Annotated in this window: 13 protein-coding genes; 10 read left to right on the top strand and 3 right to left on the bottom strand. The window is 68.6% G+C overall.

Going from position 1 to position 20590, the window contains the following annotated elements:
* The first annotated feature begins 9 nt into the window (after window positions 1-9).
* The 10 genes from HT102_RS10615 (at window position 10) to HT102_RS10570 (ending at window position 17464) form a co-directional block, all read left to right on the top strand.
* Window positions 10-549 (top strand): phosphatase PAP2 family protein, encoded by a 540-nt coding sequence (locus HT102_RS10615; RefSeq protein ID WP_192039414.1) that lies wholly within the window; start codon window positions 10-12, stop codon window positions 547-549.
* Window positions 550-610: 61 nt separating this feature from the next.
* Complete coding sequence (locus tag HT102_RS10610; protein WP_192039413.1) at window positions 611-1564, top strand: decaprenyl-phosphate phosphoribosyltransferase; 954 nt, start codon at window positions 611-613, stop codon at window positions 1562-1564.
* Entirely contained in the window at window positions 1542-3482 is a 1941-nt protein-coding gene (gene zomB / locus HT102_RS10605) for a flagellar motor control protein ZomB (protein ID WP_192039412.1), read from the top strand. Before HT102_RS10610 ends, zomB begins: the two co-directional genes overlap by 23 nt.
* Before the next feature lie 316 nt (window positions 3483-3798).
* Window positions 3799-4830: an alpha/beta hydrolase gene (locus HT102_RS10600; RefSeq protein WP_192039411.1), complete on the top strand. Its 1032-nt coding sequence runs from the start codon at window positions 3799-3801 to the stop codon at window positions 4828-4830.
* Between the two features lie 276 nt (window positions 4831-5106).
* Window positions 5107-7050, top strand: coding sequence for an alpha/beta hydrolase-fold protein (locus HT102_RS10595; protein WP_192039410.1), 1944 nt, complete (start codon window positions 5107-5109; stop codon window positions 7048-7050).
* Window positions 7051-7221: 171 nt separating this feature from the next.
* A complete protein-coding gene (locus HT102_RS10590; protein WP_192039409.1) occupies window positions 7222-7734 on the top strand; it encodes a DUF732 domain-containing protein in 513 nt (170 codons plus the stop codon).
* Between the two features lie 9 nt (window positions 7735-7743).
* Window positions 7744-8721 (top strand): cutinase family protein, encoded by a 978-nt coding sequence (locus tag HT102_RS10585; RefSeq protein ID WP_192039589.1) that lies wholly within the window; start codon window positions 7744-7746, stop codon window positions 8719-8721.
* 391 nt (window positions 8722-9112) lie between these two features.
* Window positions 9113-10996 carry a long-chain-fatty-acid--AMP ligase FadD32 gene (gene fadD32 / locus HT102_RS10580; protein ID WP_192039408.1) on the top strand — a complete coding sequence of 628 codons (1884 nt, stop codon included), beginning with the start codon at window positions 9113-9115 and terminating at the stop codon, window positions 10994-10996.
* Window positions 10997-11013: 17 nt separating this feature from the next.
* Entirely contained in the window at window positions 11014-15906 is a 4893-nt protein-coding gene (locus tag HT102_RS10575) for a type I polyketide synthase (RefSeq protein WP_192039588.1), read from the top strand.
* 13 nt (window positions 15907-15919) lie between these two features.
* Window positions 15920-17464: an acyl-CoA carboxylase subunit beta gene (locus HT102_RS10570; RefSeq protein WP_192039407.1), complete on the top strand. Its 1545-nt coding sequence runs from the start codon at window positions 15920-15922 to the stop codon at window positions 17462-17464.
* A gap of 263 nt (window positions 17465-17727) precedes the next feature.
* Here the strand turns inward: HT102_RS10570 and HT102_RS10565 are convergent, their stop codons facing one another.
* The 3 genes from HT102_RS10565 to HT102_RS10555 all read right to left on the bottom strand — a co-directional run.
* Window positions 17728-18231 carry an SRPBCC family protein gene (locus HT102_RS10565; RefSeq protein WP_192039406.1) on the bottom strand — a complete coding sequence of 168 codons (504 nt, stop codon included), beginning with the start codon at window positions 18229-18231 and terminating at the stop codon, window positions 17728-17730.
* On the bottom strand, window positions 18228-18593 hold the full coding sequence (locus tag HT102_RS10560) for a metalloregulator ArsR/SmtB family transcription factor (RefSeq protein WP_333473388.1): 366 nt from the start codon (window positions 18591-18593) through the stop codon (window positions 18228-18230). The genes HT102_RS10565 and HT102_RS10560 overlap by 4 nt, the downstream gene beginning before the upstream one ends.
* 216 nt (window positions 18594-18809) lie before the next feature.
* Window positions 18810-20590: arabinosyltransferase C-terminal domain-containing protein (locus HT102_RS10555; RefSeq protein ID WP_192039405.1), on the bottom strand; the 1781-nt coding region annotated here is incomplete at its 5' end.

Below are 20590 nucleotides of genomic sequence, written 5' to 3'. Positions count from 1 at the left end.
GGGACAACCATGACGCATGCCATCGAGCCGATCGGCCCCGCCACGGGCGAGGCCGCGATCCTCGTCGCGGTCCAGCGCGCGATCGCCGGACAGCCCGGAGTGCTCGGCGCGACCCGCCTGATGTCGCACTTCGGGGAGCACGCCCTCGGCTGGGTAGCGGTCGCCGGCATCGGCGCTCTCGCTGACCCAGCACGGCGCAAGCAATGGGGCGCGGTGGCGGTCGGTGCGGTCGGCGCCCATGCCGCGAGCATCGCGATCAAGCGCGTCGTGCGGCGCCGCAGGCCACATCATCCCGATATTGTGGTCAACGTTGCCACACCGAGCCAATTGAGCTTTCCATCATCACATGCAACATCGAGCACCGCGGCAGCGATTCTCCTGGGAAGGCTCACCGGTCTGCCCATCGCGGCGGCCGTGGTTCCACCCATGCTGCTCTCCCGACTGGTCCTTGGTGTGCACTATCCGACGGATGTGCTCACCGGGGCAGCGGTGGGCGCGGCCTCCGCCACCGTCGTGGGGGTCGCCGAGCGCAAGCTCGGGTGGGCATAAGCTACAGGTGTCCGATTTGGGCGCCGCCAAACATGACTAGCAATGGTCGAGAGGGGTAATGATGAGCGATCTGGTCGAGCCCGAGGATCCAACTCGCGCCAGAACGCGCAAGGCGCCTTCGTCGCTCCCCGAGGGCATCATCAAGGCGATGCGGCCACGGCAGTGGATCAAGAACGGGCTCGTTCTCGCCGCGCCCCTCGCGGACGGCTCCATCGGCGAGGGCCCCGTGCTCACCGCGGTCGCGCTGGCCTTCGTTGTCTTCTCGCTCGCCGCGTCGGGCGTGTACCTGGTCAATGACGCGCGCGACGTGGAAGCCGATCGCGCCCATCCCACCAAGCGGTTCCGCCCGATCGCTGCCGGGGTGCTCCCGGTTCCGCTGGCGTACGCGCTCGCGGTTCTCCTCTTCGTGGCCGCGACCCTGCTCTCGCTGCTCGCCAACAACACGCTTGCCGTGGTGACGGTCGTCTACATCATCATCCAGCTCGCTTACTGCTTCGGCCTCAAGCACCAGGCAGTCCTCGATATCGTCATCGTCTCCTCCGGGTTCCTGCTGCGCGCGGTGGCCGGCGGCGTCGCTGCTGGAATCCCGCTCTCCCAGTGGTTCCTGCTCGTCGCGGCGTCCGGCTCGCTGTTCATGGCGGCCGGCAAGCGCTACGCCGAGCTGAGGCTCGCCGAGGAGACCGGCGCGAAGATCCGCAAGTCGCTCGAGAACTACACCTCCACCTCCCTCCGCTTCGTCTGGACCATGTCCGCCACCGCGGTCATCGTCTTCTACGGCCTCTGGGCCTTCGAGCAGGACAGCTGCGGTCCCGGAACGCCCCGGGCGGACGGCTCCAACCTCGGATTGTTCGTAATGTCGATGATTCCGTTTACAATCGCCATCTTGCGCTACGCCGTCGATATCGATGGGGCGCAAGCTGGAGAGCCGGAGGAGATCGCCCTGGGCGACCGGGTCCTCCAGCTGCTCGCGGTTGCATGGATTGGAGTCGTCGGTGTCGCGGTCTACATCGCCTGATGGTGCCCAGCCACAAGGGGATGCGTCCCCGGGGAGAGCTCCATCGCGCGCGCCTGCAGGCGCGCTAGCGCCACGGATCGTGCTCATCACGAGCACGATCATCGTTGCCGGGGTGTTCGCGCTCGCGGCGTGGCAGCGGCGCTGGATCTCCGATGACGGCCTGATCGTCCTGCGCACTATCCGCAACCTCATCGCCGGCAATGGCCCGGTGTTCAATGCCGGGGAGCGCGTGGAGGCCAACACCTCGACCCTGTGGACCTACCTGGTGTACATGGGGACGTGGATACCCGGCACGGACCCGGAGGGCGTCGTGCTGGGCCTGGCGCTGGCGCTGAGCGTCACCGCGATCATCCTGGCGGTCCTGGGCGGAGCGCGGCTGTACTCGGGCGTTCGTTTCGAGGGCACGGGCGACGGCGGCACGGGCGACGGTGGCACGCCGAGCGTCGCGCCGTTGCTGCTGCCCGCCGGTGTCATCGCCTACATCGCGGTTCCCCCCGCGCGCGACTTCGCCACCTCGGGCCTCGAATCGGGCCTCGTCATCGCCTGGATCGCGCTGCTGTGGTGGCTCATGCTCGGCTGGGCACGCCAGCCACGCTCCGAGGCCCGCTCGACGATCCTCGTCGCGTTCATCGCCGGGCTGGGGCCGCTGGTGCGCCCCGAGCTCGCCGTCCTCGGCGGCCTGGCGATCCTGTTGCTGCTCGCCTCCCCCGTGCGGTGGCGGTTCCGCGCGCTCCTCGTGGTCGTGGCCGGAACCGTGCCCATCGCTTACCAGGTCTTCCGCATGGGCTACTACGGCCTGCCCTTCCCGAACACCGCCGTGGCCAAGGATGCCGGTGGTTCCCGGTGGCCGCAGGGCTGGCTGTATCTCCAGGACCTCGTGGGGCCGTACCTGCTGTGGCTGCCCGTCGTGGCGATGCTCATCGGCGGGACCGCTGCCTGGTTGCTCGTCCGATCCTCCCGTGGAACCGGCAATGCCGTGCCGCGCCCCTCGCGAGCGCGGAGCCGTGGCGCGGTGGTGGCCCTGTTCGTGGCCAACGGGCTCCTGCTCGGGGTCTACGTGGTCCGGGTCGGTGGCGACTTCATGCATGGCCGCCCCCTGCTGCCGGTGCTGTTCACGATCCTGCTGCCCGTCGCCGTGATTCCAGTGGTGATCCCCGCACGCCGGTGGCTGGCCCAGGCCGGGCGCGGGGCGGTGGCCGGCATCGTTGCACTGGTGGCGTGGGTCGTGGTGGTGGCATGGTCGGTGACGGTCGCGGCGGTTTCCGAGCCCAAGGCCCTCACCGAGATCCCGGACGACGGCATCGTCGACGAGCGGGCCTTCTATGTGGAGAAGACCGGGATCGAGCATCCCACTAGTGCCGAGGACTACCTGCAATACCCGCGGATGCGATCCTTGCTCCTGATCCTGGGCACCGCGCCACGGGGGTCGGTCCTCCTTCCCACCGCGGACGAGGGCTCATGGGTCTACGTGCCGCCCAAGGAGCCGGCCACCCTGGATGATGCGCGCGCCACTGCCTACTACGCGCAGCTTGGCATGGCCGCCATGGTCACGCCCCTTGATGTCCGGGTGCTGGATCATATCGGCCTGGCGTATCCGCTCGCCGCGCACACCGAGCGCATCGACGGGGGCCGCATCGGCCACGACAAGTACCTCTATCCCGACTGGGTGATCGCCGACTACGCCGCCGTGGATACCTGGGAGGCGGGCCTCATCGGATTCCTCGATCCCCAGTGGGTGCAGGACTCACAGCGAGCTCTCAGCTGCGAGGCCACTCGGTCGGTGCTAGCGAGCTATCGCGACGAGTTGACCATCCGGAGATTCGTCCGAAACATCGTTGATGCCTTCCCGCGATCGGGCTACCGCATCGAGCGCGCGCCCCTCGACGAGATCAAGCGTTGCGCGACCCTTGGCGAATAGCACATAGCCCCAGTTCACCCGTGTTTTGCTCGATCCTGGAGAACCCTTGCCTGAAATCGGGGGTTCGATGTGCGGTCCATTTAGGGGTGCGGTACGGTATTCGTGATCCATCAGTATCTGGAACGAGATCGGATCGGCGTGTAACAGTTATCGTGTTCATGCCGATCTACACAGCAAGCTCTCAGGGGTTTGCCAGGATCGCTGCGCTCCCAGCGCGGATGGCGATGCTGCTTACGGGAGGGTGACCCTGCGACGCCTTCCGGCACCACGGTGCCAGGGCAGAGCAGAGATGCACACTAGAAGAGGGAGATTTTCCATGCGATTCGCTAAACCGCGCGTGTCACAGAAGTGGCGTCAGCGGGTGCTCGCCGTGAGCGCTGCCGCGCTGGTCGTGCCGATGGCCGCAGGGCTCACCGGCGGCGCCATCGCTGCCGCGCAGCCGGCCACCGCCGCCCAGGCCGAGCTCGTCCGTATCAACCCGAGCCCCTGGGGCGATCGGTTCCAGCGCCACTCGGTGTTCTCGCCGTCGATGGGCATCAATGTCCAGGTGGACGTGCTGCGCGCGGCCGGCGGAGGCAGCGGGGCGCTCTACCTGCTCGATGGCCTGCGTGCCCCCGACCAGGCCAGCGGCTGGCAGCTCGAGACCAACGCGCTCGAGATGTTCGCCGACTCGAACGTCAACGTCGTCCTGCCCGTCGGTGGACGCTCCAGCTTCTACGCTGACTGGTACGGCCCGTCCAGCACCAACGGACAGCCCTACACCTACAAGTGGGAGACCTTCCTCACCTCGGAGCTCCCCGGCTACCTCAGTGGCCTCGGCATCCGTAGCACGGGCAACGCCATCGCGGGCCTCTCGATGGCCGGCAGCGCAGCGCTCAAGATCGCCGCTGACCACAAGCCCATGTTCAACTACGCCGCTTCGTTCTCCGGCTACCTGAACCTCTCCGCTCCCGGCATGCCGTCGCTGATCCGCCTCGCCCTGCTCGATGAGGGTGGCTACAACGTTGACGACATGTGGGGCCCGCCGTGGGATCCCGCGTGGGCCGACCACGACCCGACCGTCTTCGCCGATGAGCTCGCTGGCATCCAGCTCTACATCTCGGCCGGCAACGGCATCCCCGGTGCCTACACCCGCCTTGAGACCCCCGTTGACTACTTCAACACCGCCAACGCAATGGGCCTCGAGGTCGTCTCCATGCTGAACACCCGCACCTTCGAGGGCCGCGCCAACGCGCTCGGCCTCAACGCGACCTTCAGCTACCCGCCCACCGGCGTTCACGCCTGGGGCTACTGGCAGGACGAGCTCGCCAAGGCGCGTCCCGGCATCCTCGCCGCCGTCGGAGGCTGATCCAACCGACTAGCTAGCACCTGTGCCCCCGCCCACACTGGGCGGGGGCACAGTGCTGTTCATGGCCACCAAGCGGGTGATCGGTCGGAGCGGGCGGACCACTTTTCCGTGCACGAGCCCTGCCAGCGGGCTCTTGCATAACTACCCCGCGCACATCCAGTAACGATTCCCTCACGCATGGCATGGCGCCTCTCGTGCACCTCCAGGAACAGCGGGTATGAATGAAGCACGCACGTACCGTGCGTCCCAGCATCACCACGTCGAAGGGGAACGCTCATGCGGCCACTGCTGCAGCGCGACGCCGACCGAGCCATCAACGGACCGTCCCGCGCGCGCCGTCGCAAGCTAGCAGCCAGTGCCGTGGCGGTGTTCGCTCCGATCGCGCTCACGGCCACCACACTGCCGCTGGCCGCGGCGCCGCCGGCGCCACAGCCCGCCCAGGCGCTATCGATGCATCCCGCGGCCCCCGCGATGACCCCCGTGCCCGGAGTGCGGGTGGAGCGCGTCGACAAGTTCAGCGACCGCCACCTCGCGATGTGGGTGTACTCGCCGGCCATGGATACGACCATCCAGGTGCAGGTGCTGCTCGCGCGTGACTTCCACGCCCAGCCGCAATGGACTTTCCCCGGCCTCTACCTCCTCGACGGGCTGCGCGCCCGCGATGACCAGAGCGGGTGGACCCTCGAGACCGACGTCGTCAGCTTCTTCCAGGACAAGAACGTCAATGTGGTCATGCCGGTCGGTGGCGAGTCGAGCTTCTACACCGATTGGCTCGAGCCGGACAACGGCAAGAACTACAAGTGGGAGACATTCCTGACGGAGGAGCTGCCACCGATCCTGCGCAATGACTACCGCGTCAACGACAGCATGGGCGTCCTCGGGCTCTCGATGGGTGGCACGGCGGCGATGCTGCTGCCCGCTCGCAACCGCGGCATGTTCCAGTTCGCGGGATCGCTCTCCGGCTACCTGAGCACGACCTCCTACGGCATGCAGCGCGCGATCAAGGCCGCGGTCTTCGATGCGGGCGGCTACAACGCGGACGCTATGTGGGGCCCCGCGGGAAACGACCTGTGGGAGGAGCATGACCCGTACCTGCTCGCCCGCAACCTCAAGGGCATGAGCCTGTACATGTCTGCGGGCACCGGCGCCCAGGGCGCGCACGACCGCCCCGGCATGATGCCCGGCATCCCGGACAACTCGGCGGGCATGGCGCTCGAGGTCCTGTCTCGCCTGACCACGCAGAACTTCGCCGCCCAGCTCAAGAAGCTCAACATCCCCGCCACCGTGCGCTTCCGCAACACCGGCACCCACAGCTGGCCCTACTGGCAATCGGAGCTGCACGAGGCCTGGCCGCAGATCGCCACGGCGCTCAACGTGGACTCGGTGGGCCTCAACAACCCGGTGCAGCCCTCCGTCCTCGAGGAGCCGACCTGCGAGGTCACCGGCGCGATCGGCGATCTCGTGCAGGGCCGCGGTGACGTTGGCGTGTGCCTCACCGATGAGCGCACCTCCTCGGGCGGCAAGTACCAGGAGTTCGAGAACGCCACCGCCTACTGGTCCCCGGAGACTGGCGCGCACCTGGTGGAAGGGGAGATCGAGAAGCTCTACGAGGCAAACTCGCGCGACCTCGGCTTCCCGACCACCAGCGAGGCGCCCACGCCCGACGGGCAGGGGGCGTTCAACCACTTCGAGAATGGGTCGATCTACTGGACGCCCGCCCATGGCGCCGTCATGGTCATCGATGCGTTCCGCGATGAGTGGGCGGCACGCGGCTGGGAGGCCGGCCCGCTGGGCCTCCCGGTCGCCGCGGTCGAGAACTCGCAGGACCGGCAGGGTCGCTTGCAGCGCTTCGCGAATGGCGCGCTGTTCGCGCAGCCCCGTGGTTCCGTACTGGTCGTCGAGGGCGAGATCTGGCGCCGCTTCGAGGAGATGGGGCGGGAAACAGGACCGCTCGGCTGGCCGGTCTCGTCCGAGCATGTCATCGGCGAGGGACGCTTCTCCGAGTTCGAGAATGGCAACGTGTACTGGTCGCCGGGCAGCGGCACCTGGGCGGTGCTTGCCGGGCCGATCATGGATGCCTGGGCCGCGGCGGGCTTCGAGGCCGGGCCGCTGGGCTACCCGGTAGGTGCCCAGCACGATGTCCCCGAAGGCGTGCGCCAGGACTTCCAGGGCGGGTTCGTCCTGGTGAGGGATGGCGAGGCCGAGGTGGTCACGAGCTAACGGCGTACTTCCCCAGCGACGCCGTTGACCGCGGGCTGTGACGTGAGCAATAGGGCCCGTCGCAGCCCGCGTTCGCTCGGTAGCCTGTTGCCGGGTCCAGCAAGCGGCGCGATCCGGCCGCCAGCGGCACGTAGTGCGATGCGCGATAGGGGTAGTGGAGAAGGCATGGGGATGACGGCACGGACATGGTGGGCCGCGGCCCTCGCGGCGGCGTCGATCGCGACGCTCGGAGCGTGCTCCGATGAGGCGGTCGTCGCGAGCGACCCGGTCGTGGTGACCCCGGAGGCCACTGCCTCCGACGAGGCTGAGCCCAGCGACGCTGCCCCCAGCGAGACTGCTCGCGACGAGGCGCCGGAGGCTCCCGGGGAGACCAGCGAGGCACCGGCGGGAACCGGGCAGGACTCCCCGGAGGGCGGGGCCCCGGCCGCCGCGGATCCGCTCGACGAGTACCTCGGTGCGGTCGGCGCGGCGGGCCTGCCCGCCGGTCCGCAAGCCTCCTCGGCGCTGGACATCGGGGCCTACGTGTGCGCCGCGGGCAGGGATGGGCTGACTCGGGAGAGCATTCTGATCAACGTCACCGCTATGGTGGGACTAGAGCTGCAGCGCATTGGCTCGGAAGCCGACCCCGAACGGATCGCCGACGAGTACGTGGAGATCGCTGGCCGTCACTACTGCGATGGGTGAGTGAGAACTATGGCGTGGGCATCACAAGCACGGTCCCGGCGCAAGGGGCGGTCGCGCCTGCCCCGCCTGCTGCTTCTTCTCCTCGTCGTCATCGTGGTCATCGTGATCGTCGTCGCGCTGATCATGGCGCTCCTCGACCGGATCCGGATCCCCGGCATGCCAGGCATGCCCCCCACCACGCCCACCGAGGAGGCGCAGCAGCGCGAGTGGTGCCCTGATGTGCAGCTGTACTCGGTGCCCGGGACGTGGGAATCCTCCGCCGGGGATGACCCGCTCAATCCCACCGCGAACCCCGCCGCGCTGCTGCTCGATGTCACCCAGCCGCTCGCGGCCCAGTATCCGCTCGATCGCGCCGAGATCTATACCGTTCCCTACCCCGCGCAGTTCCAGCGCCCCGGCGGGCCGCCGGAGATGACCTACGACGAGAGCCGCGCGATCGGCAAGTCAGCGCTGTCCGACGCGATGGCCCAGCGGCATAGCGACTGCCCGCTGACGCGCTACGTCATGATGGGATTCAGCCAGGGCGCGGTCATCGCCGGCGACATCGCGTCCCAGATCGGTCGCGGCGAGGGCCCGGTGCCGCCCGAGAACGTCAGCGGCGTGGCCCTCGTTGCCGACGGGCGCTACGATCCCGCCGCGGCGACGACCATCGGGCCGCCGGTGCAGGGGGTCGGTCTGGAGATCGCGCTCGCGGGCCTGCCCGTGATCCCCGGGGCGACGCTGAGCGGAAACCGGGAGGGCGGCTTCGGCGCGGTGGCCGAACGCACTGTGCAGATCTGTGCCCCCAACGATCCGATCTGCGACGCGCCAAGGCTCGACAACCTGGTGCTCGCGTTCAATCGCTTGGTCAAGGACTACCTGAACAATCCGGTCCATGCGCTCTACGGCTCCCATGTAGTGGACGAGCAGGGAACCACGACTACGGCATGGCTGGTCGGCTGGGCCCGCGGGATAATCGACGACGCACCCGTGCAGCAGCACCCGTAGCGCGAGCGAGCCCCGGCCTGGGAAGCGCCGCGCAACGATTCCGCGGTGAATATGGTGACGGTCCCGCAACGGGGCTGGCGCTGGATCGCGGCGCGGGTGTGATGTCCCTTACTGGCAGGCACGAAAATGCATGCTGGTCACCCCATGATGACCCTTAACGCGGGCGGGGATGAGTAGCATGAGGGCTGCATAACTGTTCGGTGCAGTGAGTCACACACACTGTGTCCGTCTGTAACATACGTAATGCTTGGCACGACAGCCCAAGGGGCGGATGCGGTTCGCATATGCCCGTGACGTAGAAGGCGATGCAACAGTCATGCCCGGACGCGCCCCCGCGTGCTCGGTTCGCTGCTGGTATCGCTGGTTCACACCTGCACACTGAGGGAGAGGCATGGACGAGTTCTACAACGAGGCCGGTGAGGTTGCACTCACGCTGGAGGCGACTCTTGTGAACTGCGTCGAGCAGCACTCCCGCAGCAATGCGGAGGACCTCGCGTACCGCTACATCGACTACTCCCGCGATCGCGATGGCGAGGTCAACGAGCTCACCTGGGAGCGCTTCGGCGTGCGCGTGCGCGCTATCGCCAGTCGGCTCCAGCAGGTCTCGAACAAGGGCGACCGGGTAGCGATCCTCGCGCCCCAGGGGCTGGACTATGTCGTCGCGTTCTTCGCTGCCATCCACGCCGGCACCATCGCGGTGCCCCTGTTCGACCCCGACGAGCCCGGTCATACCAACCGCCTGCATGCGGTGCTGGGCGACTGCGAGCCTGTCGCGATCCTCACCGACACCAAGTCGGCAGCAGGCGTGCGCCAGTTCTTCCGGTCCCGCCCCGCGAGCGAGCGCCCCCGCATCATCGCGGTCGATGCGATCCCGGACACGCTCGAGGAGTCGTGGGAGCTGCCCCATCCCTCGCTCGACGACATCGCTTACCTGCAGTACACCTCCGGATCCACCCGGGTCCCCGCTGGCGTGGAGATCACCCACCGCGCGGTGAGCACCAACGTGCTGCAGATGTGCGCCTCGATCGGCCTCACCGAGGAATCCCGCGGCGTCACCTGGCTGCCGCTCTTCCACGACATGGGCCTGCTCACCGTGATCCTTCCGGCATTCGGCGGCAAGTACATCACGATCATGTCGCCCCGGGCCTTCGTACAGCGCCCGTACCGCTGGATCAAGGAGCTCGCCGCGGAGAGCGACGGCGCTGGCACGTTCGCCGCGGCCCCGAACTTCGCGTTCGAGCATGCCGCGCTGCGCGGCACCCCGAAGGAGGGGGAGACGCTCGACCTCAGCCACGTCATCGGCCTGATCAACGGCAGCGAGCCCGTCACCCCGGCCTCGATGCGCAAGTTCAATGACGCGTTCGGCCCCTATGGGCTGCCGAAGACCGCGATCAAGCCGTCCTACGGCATGGCCGAGGCGACGCTGTTCGTCTCCACCCCCAACCAGGATGACGAGGCCCACGTCCTCTATGTCGACCGCAACGAGCTCAACGCCGGGCGCATCAAGCGGGTCCGCTCCGACGAGCCGAACTCGGTCCCGCAGGTCTCGTGCGGCCACGTCTCGGTCAGCCAGTGGGCGGCGATCGTTGACCCGGAGACCGGCAAGGAGCTCCCCGATGAGCGCGTGGGGGAGATCTGGCTCCACGGCGACAACATCGGCCAGGGCTACTGGGGCCGGGAGACCGAGACCGCCGAGACGTTCCACAACAAGATCCTCGACCGGCTTCCCGAGGGCAGCCACACCGAGGGGACCAGCCTCGAATCGAACTGGATGCGCACCGGGGACTTTGGTGTCTACATCGACAACGAGCTGTTCATCACGGGCCGCGTGAAGGATCTCGTCATCGTTGATGGCCGCAACCACTACCCGCAGGACCTCGAGCATTCCGCCCAGGAGTCCAGCACCTCGCTGCGCCCCGGCTTCGTCGCCGCGTTCGCCGTGCCGGCGAACCAGCTGCCCCAGGCCGTGTTCGACAACCCGCTCAGCGGCCTCGAGCTGGATCCCGAGGATTCCTCCGAGCAGCTCGTCATCGTCGGCGAGCGGGCCCCCGGAGCGGGCAAGGCCGATCCCGTGCCCATCGCCGAGGAGGTGCGCGCCGCCATCGCCTCCCGGCACGGCGTGACCGCGCGCGATGTGCTGCTCGTGCCCGCCGGCTCCATCCCCCGCACGTCCAGCGGCAAGATCGCCCGGCGTGCCTGCAAGGCCGCCTACATCGATGGCACCCTCCGTGGTGGCCACGCCCAGACCGCGTTCCCCGACACCATGAGCGAGTGACGTTGACCTCAGAGCAGATGTCCGTTTCCCAGCTGGTCGATTGGCTCCGCCAGTGGGTGGCGGTCGCTACTGGCCAACCGATCGACCAGATCTCCGCCGAGCGCCCCATGGAGGAGTTCGGGCTGTCGTCGCGCGATGCGGTGGCGCTCAGCGGCGAGGTGGAGGAACTGCTCGGCATCACTCTCAGCGCTACCGTGGCGTACGAGAACCCGACGATCGGGGCGCTCGCCAAGCGCATCATCGAGGGCCCGCCCCCCAGCACCGAATCCGATGCGGACACCCTCGAGGAGCGGCCGCGCCCGGTCGGCCACGTGGACATCGCCATCGTTGGCCTCGCGACCCGCTTCCCCGGCGGCGCGAGCACCCCGGAAGAGATGTGGACACTGCTCGCCGAGGGGCGCGATGCCATCACCGATCTGCCCGAGGGCCGCTGGGACGAGTACGCCGGCGACCCGGTCATCGCGGCCGCGCTTGCCTCCACTCCCACGTTCGGCGGCTATCTCGACGACGTGAAGGGCTTCGACCACGAGTTCTGGGCGATGTCCCCGCTCGAGGTGGAGAACGTCGACCCGCAGCAGCGCATCGCCCTCGAGCTGACCTGGGAAGCGCTCGAGAATGCCCGCATCCCCGCCAGCGACCTCAAGGGCCGTCAGGTAGGGGTGTTCATCGGCAGTTCCGCCAATGACTACAGCCTCCTCACCGCGAGCGATCCCACGACCGCGCACTACTACGCGCTCACGGGCACCGCCTCGTCGATCATCCCGAACAGGGTCTCCTACACCTTCGACTTCCGCGGCCCCTCGGTTTCGGTGGACACCGCGTGCTCGTCCTCCCTCGTTGCCATCCACCAGGCCGTGCAGTCGCTGCGCCTCGGCGAGTCCGACATGACGATCGCGGGTGGCGTGAACATGCTGCTCACTCCGGCCGCGACGCTCGGGTTCGGTCAGATCGAGGGCGTGCTCGCGCCCGACGGACGCATCAAGGCCTTCTCGTCCGACGCGAACGGGATCGTCCGCGGCGAGGGCGGCGGGCTCGTCGTCCTCAAGCGCCTCGACGATGCCGAGGCCGCCGACGACCGGATCCTCGGCGTCATCAAGGGCTCGGCGGTCAACTCCGATGGCCGGTCCAACGGGCTCACCGCGCCAAACCCCGAAGCACAGATGGCGGTGCTGCGCGCCGCCTACCGCGACGCTGGAATAGCCCCGAGCCAGGTCGACTACGTCGAGGCCCACGGCACCGGCACCCTGCTCGGTGACCCCATCGAGGCCGATGCCCTCGGCCGTGTCCTCGGCCGCGGGCGCGATGAGATGCTTCCCACCCTCCTCGGCTCGGCGAAGACCAACTTCGGCCACCTCGAGTCCGCTGCCGGCGCGGCCGCGCTCATCAAGGTCGTCCTCTCTATGCAGCATGACCTCATCCCGGCCACCATCAACTTCGCCGGGCCCAACCCCTACATCCCCTTCGAGGACGCCAAGCTCGAGGTAGTCGACGAGATCCGCGAGTGGCCCCGCTACTCCGGCAAGGCCACCGCGGGCGTCTCCGGCTTCGGCTTCGGAGGCACCAACGCGCACCTCGTCGTCCAGGAATACGTGCCCGACGCTCTGCCCGCCACCGGACCTAGCGACATCCCGGTGCTCGCCGACGGCCCCTACATCTTCCCGCTCTCCGGTGGCGTTCCCTCGCGGCGCCGCCTGGCCGCGAAGCGGCTCCTCGAATGGCTCGAGGACGGCTCGGGCCAGGACGTGGACCTGCCGTCCCTCGCCCGAAGCCTCGCCAAGCGCAACCACGGACGGTCCCGCGCTGCCGTGGTCGCTGGCAACCGCGAGGACCTCATCGCCGGGGTGCGCGCGATCGCCGAGGGCAAGCCGCGTCCCGGCGTGTACTCCGCGGATGCCCCTTCCGCCGACGGGCCCGTGTGGGTCTTCTCCGGATTCGGCTCCCAGCACGCGGGCATGGGCCGTGCCCTCTACGAGGCCAGCCCCGTGTTCGCCGCCCGCATCGATGAGCTCGACGCGCTGCTCCTCGACGAGGCCGGGCACAGCGTCAAGGAGATGTTCTTCGACGACGGCTTCCGCTACCAGGTGGAGACCGCGCAGCTCGCGATCTTCGCCATCCAGGTGGGCCTGGCCGCCACCCTGCGCGAGTCCGGGGCGCGACCCGCCGCAGTGCTCGGGCACTCGCTCGGCGAGGTCGCGGCCGCAGCGGTATCGGGCGGGCTCAGCGTGGAGGACGCCGCGCGCGTCATCACCGCCCGCGCTCGCCTCATGGGCGAGACCGAGGCCGCCGTCACCGAGGACAACATCCGCCGCATGGCCCTCGTCGAGTACTCCGCCGACGAGCTCGCCGCCATGCGCGACGAATATCCCGGCATCGAGATCTGCGTCTATTCCGCACCCACCCAGACCGTCATTGGCGGGCCCGACGCCGAGGTGCAGGCGATCGTGGCGCGTGCCGAGGCCCAGCAGAAGCTCGGGCGCGTCCTCGACACCAAGGGCGCTGGCCACACCGCCCAGATGGATCCCATCCTCGGCGAGCTCACCGCGGAAATCATGGGCATCGAGGCCCGCCCGCTCGAGTGCGCGGTCGCCTCCTCGGTCCACGAGGGGTCCGTCTTCCCCCGTGGCAACGCGCCCATCCACGGCGAGGACTACTGGACGAAGAACATGCGGTACACCGTGTTCTTCACCAACGCCGTCCAGAACACCGTATCCGCTGGTCACACCACTTTCGTCGAGCTCGCCCCGCACCCGGTCGCGCTGATGTCCGTCGCGGCCTCCGCGTTCGCCAGCGGCCTCGTCGAGCCGCAGCTCATCTACACCCAGAACCGCAAGGAGGACAGCGCCGCGACCCTCGCCGGGGCCGTCGCGCAGCTCTACGTCCACGGGCACCCCGTCGCCCTGTCCCGCATGGTGGAGCCCGGCCCCTACGCCGAGCCGCCCCGCACCGCCTGGCTGCGGCGCGAGCACTGGACCGCCGCCCGCGCCAGTAGCGGCGGGGACCAGCGCGTCCCCGGCGCGCACGTCGCCCTGCCCGATGGGCAGCATGTCTGGGAGGTCCAGGCCCAGGCCACCAGCGATATCGATGCGCTCATCCAGGCCGCGGCGCGCGAGGTGCTCAGCGACGTCACGCTCGGCGCGGTCATCTACCACGCTGGCCTGCCCAGCAGCGGAACGCTGACCACGATGATGCACCCGCACCCCGGTGGCGCATCGCTGCGCGTCTACGGCCGGCAGGGCGAGGACTTCGTGCTCCTCGCCGACGGTGTCGTCACCGCTGGTGGCCCGCTCAGCGCGCCCGAGACCTTCGCCCGGCCCGGCAGCACCGAGCCTGTGGCGAGCGCCGCGGACACCGAGCCAGCGGAGCTGCCCGGCCAGGTGCCCGACAAGTGGGACCCCGCCAGCGGCGAGCCCGTCCGCGATCGCCTCACCCGCATCATCGCCGAAGCCATGGGCTATGCGGCCGAGGACCTGCCCGCCGAGATCTCCCTCGTCGAGCTCGGTCTCGACTCGCTGATGGCGGTGCGCATCAAGAACCGCGTCGAGCACGAGTTCAGCATCCCGCAGCTGCAGATCCAGGCACTGCGCGACGCCAGCCTCGACGATGTCGAGAAGTACCTCGTCTACGCGATCGAGAACCCCGACAAGGTCGCCGAGCTCGCCGCCGAGCAGCAAACCGGCGCGGCCCCCGTCGACGTGGCGACCATCGAGGCAGCGCCGACCGCCGCGGCCACCCCGCCCGTCGCCGAGGAGCCGAGCCCGCACGAGCCCAGCCCGCACGAGCCAAGCTCCCAGGAGTCCAGCCAGGCGACCGACCAGCGCACCGTCACCGAGGCCGCCGGGCTGGACGTGCCACCGCGCGACGCCGCCGAGCGACTCGCGTTCGCCCAATGGGCCACCATCACCGGAAAGTCCGCCGGGGGCATCTTCAACCCGCTTCCGGCGATCGACGACGCCACCGCGGACAGGCTCGCGCAGCGCCTCTCCGAGCGCGCCGGCGGCGAGATCACCGTCGAGCAGCTCCGTGCCGCTCCCAACGTCGAGCGGCTCTCCGACCTCGTGCGCGATCACCTCGAGGGCGATGTCGGCCTCGTGCGCACCCTGCGGCCCCGCAAGGACGGCAGCACCCGCGTCCCCATGTTCGTCTTCCACCCCGCTGGCGGATCGACTGTCGTCTACGAGCCGCTGACCAAGCGGCTCCCCGCCGACGTGCCCGTCTACGGCTTCGAGCGCATCGACGGACCCCTCGAGGAGCGGGTCGATCACTACCTGCCCGCGCTGCGGGAGCTCCAGCCACACGGTCCCTATGTGCTCGCCGGATGGTCGTTCGGTGGCGCTCTCGCCTACACCGTGGCCCACCGGCTGCGCGCCGAGGGCGAGGACGTGGCGCTGCTCGGATTGCTCGACACGGTCTTCCCGTCCGAGCCGATCCCCGACACGCCCGAGGAGATCGAGCTGCGGTGGAAGCGGTTCGCCGACTTCGCCAAGGTCAACTACGGGTTCGAGCCCGAGCTGCCCATCGACAAGCTCGTCCAGACCGACGACGCCGGGCAGATCCGCATCATGCTCGACCAGCTCAAGGGCACCAACCACACCATCAGCGGCGGGATCATCGAGCACCAGCGCGCCTCCTACCTGGACAATCGCGCGGCCTGGAAGCTCCAGCCCGAGGCCTACGACGGCGCGGTCGTGCTGTACAAGGCCGAGCGCATGCACGACGGCGCCGTGCAGCTCGAGCCACGCTTCGCCAACATCGCCCCCGATGGTGGATGGGGACCAGTGGCGCAAGCCCTCGAGGTCGTGCAGCTCACCGGCGATCATCTCGGCGTGGTCGACGAGCCGGTCATTGCCCGTGTCGCCGAGCATCTCTCTGGCAAGCTTGACGAGATCGAAGCCCACCGTTCCCCACAGTGAGGAGCTGCCGCGCGTGAACACGACAGCCGAGAAGCTTGCCGACCTGCGTACACGCCTGGTCAAGGCGCAGGACCCCGGTAGCCCCCGGGCGATCGCCAAGCGCGACGAGAAGGGCCTGGCCTCGCCCCGGCAGCGCATCCACGCACTCCTCGACCACGGCAGCTTCGTGGAGATCGGGGCGCTCGTCAAAGCGCCGGGCTCCCCGGACAATCCCTACGGCGATGGCGTCGTCGTGGGCCACGGCCTCATCGAGGGCCGTCCAGTCGTCGTCTTCTCCCACGACCAGACCGTATTCGGCGGCAGCCTCGGCGAGATGTTCGGCCGCAAGGTCTGCGCCGCCCTCGACATGGCGCTCAAGGTCGGCTGCCCCGTCATCGGCATCAACGACTCCGGTGGCGCCCGCGTGCAGGAAGCCGTCACCTCCCTCGCCTTCTACGCCGAGATCGGGCGGCGCCAGATCCAGCTCTCCGGGCTCGTTCCGCAGATCTCGGTCATGCTCGGCAAGTGCGCGGGCGGCGCGGTGTACGGCCCCGCGATCACCGACTACATCGTCGCCGTCGAGGACCAGGCCTACATGTTCATCACCGGCCCCGATGTGATCCGCGCCGTCACCGGCGAGCACATCTCCGCCGAGGAGCTCGGCGGAGCCCGCAAGCAAGCCGAGTACGGCACCGTCCATCACGTCGCGAGCACCGAGGCCGACGCCTTCGCCTGGGTGCGCGGGCTCCTGAGCTACATGCCGTCGAACTGCAACGAGCCCGGGCCCATCGTCAACCCCGGCCTCGAGCCCGAGAAGACGGACTCCGACATCGCGCTCGACTCGTTCATGCCCGACGCCGACAACTCGGCCTACGACATGCACGACATCCTCCGCAACCTCTTCGATGATGGCGAGTTCACCGAGATCTCCCCGGACTTCGCCCGCAACCTCCTCGTCGGCTACAGCCGCCTCGACGGTCGCACCGTCGGCGTCCTCGCCAACCAGCCTTTCCACCTCAGCGGCGCCCTCGATATCGATGCCTCCGAGAAGGCAGCCCGCTTCATCCGGTTCTGCAACGCCTTCGAGATCCCCATCGTGTGCGTCGTCGACGTGCCCGGATTCCTCCCCGGGCTCGAGCAGGAGCGCAACGGGATCATCCGCCGCGGCGCAAAGATCCTCAACGCCTACCTCGAGGCCGACGTGCCCAAGGTGACCGTCGTCGTGCGCAAGGCCTACGGCGGTGGGTACGCCGTGATGGGCTCCAAGAACCTCGGCGCCGACCTCAACTTCGCCTGGCCCACCGCGCGCATCGCCGTGATGGGAGCCGAGGGCGCGGTGGTGCTGCTCAAGCGCAAGGAGCTCGCTGAGGCGGGGGAGCGCGCGCCCGAGGTCCGGCGACAGTTCATCGACTACTACAACGAGTTCGTCGCCACCCCCTACATCGCGGCGGAGCGCGGCTACATCGATGCGGTCATCGCCCCGTCCGACACCCGCCTCGAGCTGCGCCGTGCCCTGCGCGCCCTGCGCGACAAGACGGTGCAGCGGCCGGTGAAGAAGCACACCCTGCATCCCGGCTGATCTGGCGGCGGCTGGCTGGTGGGGCTGGGGCTGGGGCTGGCTCGCCTGGCTGGCTCGCCTGGCTGGCTCGCCTGGCGCCAAAAGCACCGGAAACTGCTAAACGCGATAGAAAAAAGCTGGGATTTCCGGAGGCTTCTATCGCGTTTAGCGTTTGGCTACCCGCGGCGGCCGCGTCTAGCGTGCGGCGACCACGTTTGGCTACCCGCGGCGGCCGACTCCCAGCGTAGGTCGGGCGCCACGCGGAAAGCTCTGTCGATCAGCCTTTATCGGCAGGCATCCGCGGCTTTCGCGTAGTACTCCTTGAGCTCGGGGTAGTAGTCGTCGAAGCTCGGTGCCGGGGATCCCGCAATGGCAGCGACGAGATTGTCGAGGTAGTACTCCCAACCAGGCCCGGTTCCACTGACGGAGTCGAGATCGTCGATATGCTGGGTGAAAGTTAGCAACGTGCCAGCGGTCTCCGTCGACAATCGAGCCTCGAGCCGCCAGCTCCCGTACTCATCCTCCGCGGAAACGGCGAGAACGTGCGGGGGCTCGCACTTGTCGATCCGCATGCCGATGGCCGGGCCCTCCTCCTCGAACGTCATCGTGACCATGATCGTGTTGCCTGGGGCCCCATCGCCCGTCCAGGTTCCGAACCAGCGGCCTGTTCGCTCCGGTTCGGTGATGCTGGCCCACACGTCGTCGATGTCCGCGCGGAAAGATCGCGTCAGTACCAGGTCAGGGCCGAGCGCTGTCGCGATCACCCGCCCGGTCGGTGTCTTCGTCATGCTGAGTTCCTCTTCTCCTGCGGGTGGTAGATCTTCGCGTTCCGTCGGTCACGCTGGGTCCGGTAGACCTCAGTGCCCAGGGCATCCAGTGCCTGCGACCAGCTGAAACGGAAGCCGGTGAGCCAGCGATCCAGTTCTTGCAGCGGACGGGCATCGAGGTGGTAGACCCGGGAACGTCCATCGTTGGCGCCGGGGGATTCCGAGACAAGCCCGCAATCGCGCAGGATGCGGAGATGCCGGCTCACTGCGGGCCTGCTGATGGGAAACTGGTCGGCGATCTGGCCCGCGGTCAGTGGCGAGTCCCGGAGCATCTCCAGGATTTCCCGGCGAACCGGGTCCGCGACCGCGTGGGCTACCTTCACCCAATCAATGTAACCCTATAGTTACGCATATGTCGATGCGTGGCAGCCCGGCATCGCCGTGGGTGATGGTTGCGCCTGGCGGGGCCAGCCGATGCCATTGGGGCCAAACGCACCGGAAACTGCTAAACGCGATAGAAAACTCCCAGGATTCCCGGAGGTTTCTATCGCGTTTGGCGCTGGGAGACCCGCGGCGACCGACCCGCCACCGGACGTCGGCTACGGCACGATGGGCCCGGGCGACCAGAGGCCGGAGCGCGTCACCGTGTCATGCTCGATGTCGGCGGGCACGGCGTCGGGCACGTAGCGGTCGTAGTCGATGAGCTCGCCCCAGTCGCGGCGCCAGTCATCGCGCAGATAGGTCGCCATGGTGGTGCTGTCGTTGAGGGTGTTGGTCAGGCCGAGGGAACCACCAGCGAACGGGCTCTGCCAGGAGTTCGCGCCGGCAATGACGCCCCGGTCGGGAGTGATCCGGTACTCGGCGGGCTGCGCGACACCGTTGATGTGCAGGTATGGCTGCTGGCACGGGAAGTGCAGGCCGACCGTCCAGTCGAGCAACACGGGCTGCTCGCTGCCCACGAGGTCCTGGAGCGTGGTGACCTGGGGCACGCGCGGCGGGGTCAGGGCGAGCCATTGCCGGGCCTCGAAATCCTGGTCCCGAGCGACCACGCGCACCACGTCAGCTTCCTCGGGGATATCGCTCATGGGGACGCGCAGGTTGCGCCACATGGGCGAGGGGCCGGGGTCGATCGGCTGGATGCGCCCCATGGCCTCGAAGGAGCCGCCGTTGCTGCGCCCGTACTCGACCTCGAGGGTCTGGCCGTAGTCGCGGATGCCGTCGGCATCGGTGGAGTCGATCAGGCCGGCCGCGGTGACGACGAGCAGCGGCGATTCAGGGGACCGCTCGGGAAGCTCGTACCAGCCGGTGAGCAGCTCGGCGACCTCGGACTGCGAGTCGGTGAACGAGCCCAGCACCGGCACGCGGGCCGGATCGAGGCCGAAGGGCAGGGTGACGAGGGAACCGTTGATGCCGGGCTCGTCAAGGAACTCGGTGGTGATGGAGGCTCCGCCGACGCGGGGCCCGTCCGGATTGATGGTGGAGGGGCCTGATCCGTTGACGTCGATGTCCTCGGGGACAAGGTCAACCCGGATGCCGTTGGGGTCGAAGCCAGTATTGAGGCGCCCGCCAAAGGCTTCCTCCGGATCTTCGCCGGTCGCCGGGCTGAGCAATCCGGAGTTGATGTCGGCCTCGACGAGCACATCGGTGGCCAGGCCGCACGGCGAGCCGCGCAGCGCGTCGATGTTCGACCGTGCGATCGAGTACGCGGGATACTGCGACACCGCGCCCTTGGCCAGGGAGAGCATCGCGAACACCACGAACGCGCTGGTGACGATGGCGACCGGGGCCTGGAACGGCATCAGTGCCCAGCGGCGCAGGCCCCTGGCCTCGGTGTGGCGGAGGTAGAGGAACGCACCGATGATCAGGAGCAGCAAGCCGATGGCGAGCACTCCGGTGGCCAGCACAGGGCCGTCGATGGAGGGGCGCTTGTCCCACCACGGCACGCCGAAGCTGCCCACGTACCAGTAGCCGTTGGGGCCGGTCGCGGCGTAGGCGGCGAGCAGCAGGACGATCGAGCCGTAAAGGACCTTGTTGCGCGGCGATTGGAACAAGGCCGTGGTCAGGGCGACGGCGCCGAGCGCGGCGATGGCAGCACCGATGCCGGCGAACGCGCCGAAGTGATGCACCCACTTGGTGGGGGTGGCGGCGAGGAAGCCGAAGGACATGATGGCAACGGCGAGCAGGCGGATCGACGGTCCCCGCGCCATCCGGCTCTTCGAGGCTTGGTGGATGATCGCCGCGCCAGCGGTGAACATCGACAGCACCATCATCAGCACCGGGATGCGCCGCGCGAGCGAGCCATCCGCGGTCTGGCTGAACAGCTCCGAGTAGCGGAAGAACTCCTCGTACCAGGCGAGGGAGGGTCCGATGGCGGTGCGCA

Origin of the sequence: Lolliginicoccus lacisalsi, assembly GCF_014841105.1 — a bacterium.
GTDB classification, from domain to species: Bacteria; Actinomycetota; Actinomycetes; order Mycobacteriales; family Mycobacteriaceae; genus Lolliginicoccus; species Lolliginicoccus lacisalsi.
The sequence above is the reverse complement of the archived record's forward strand: the minus strand, read 5'-3'. Positions and strand labels throughout refer to the sequence as shown.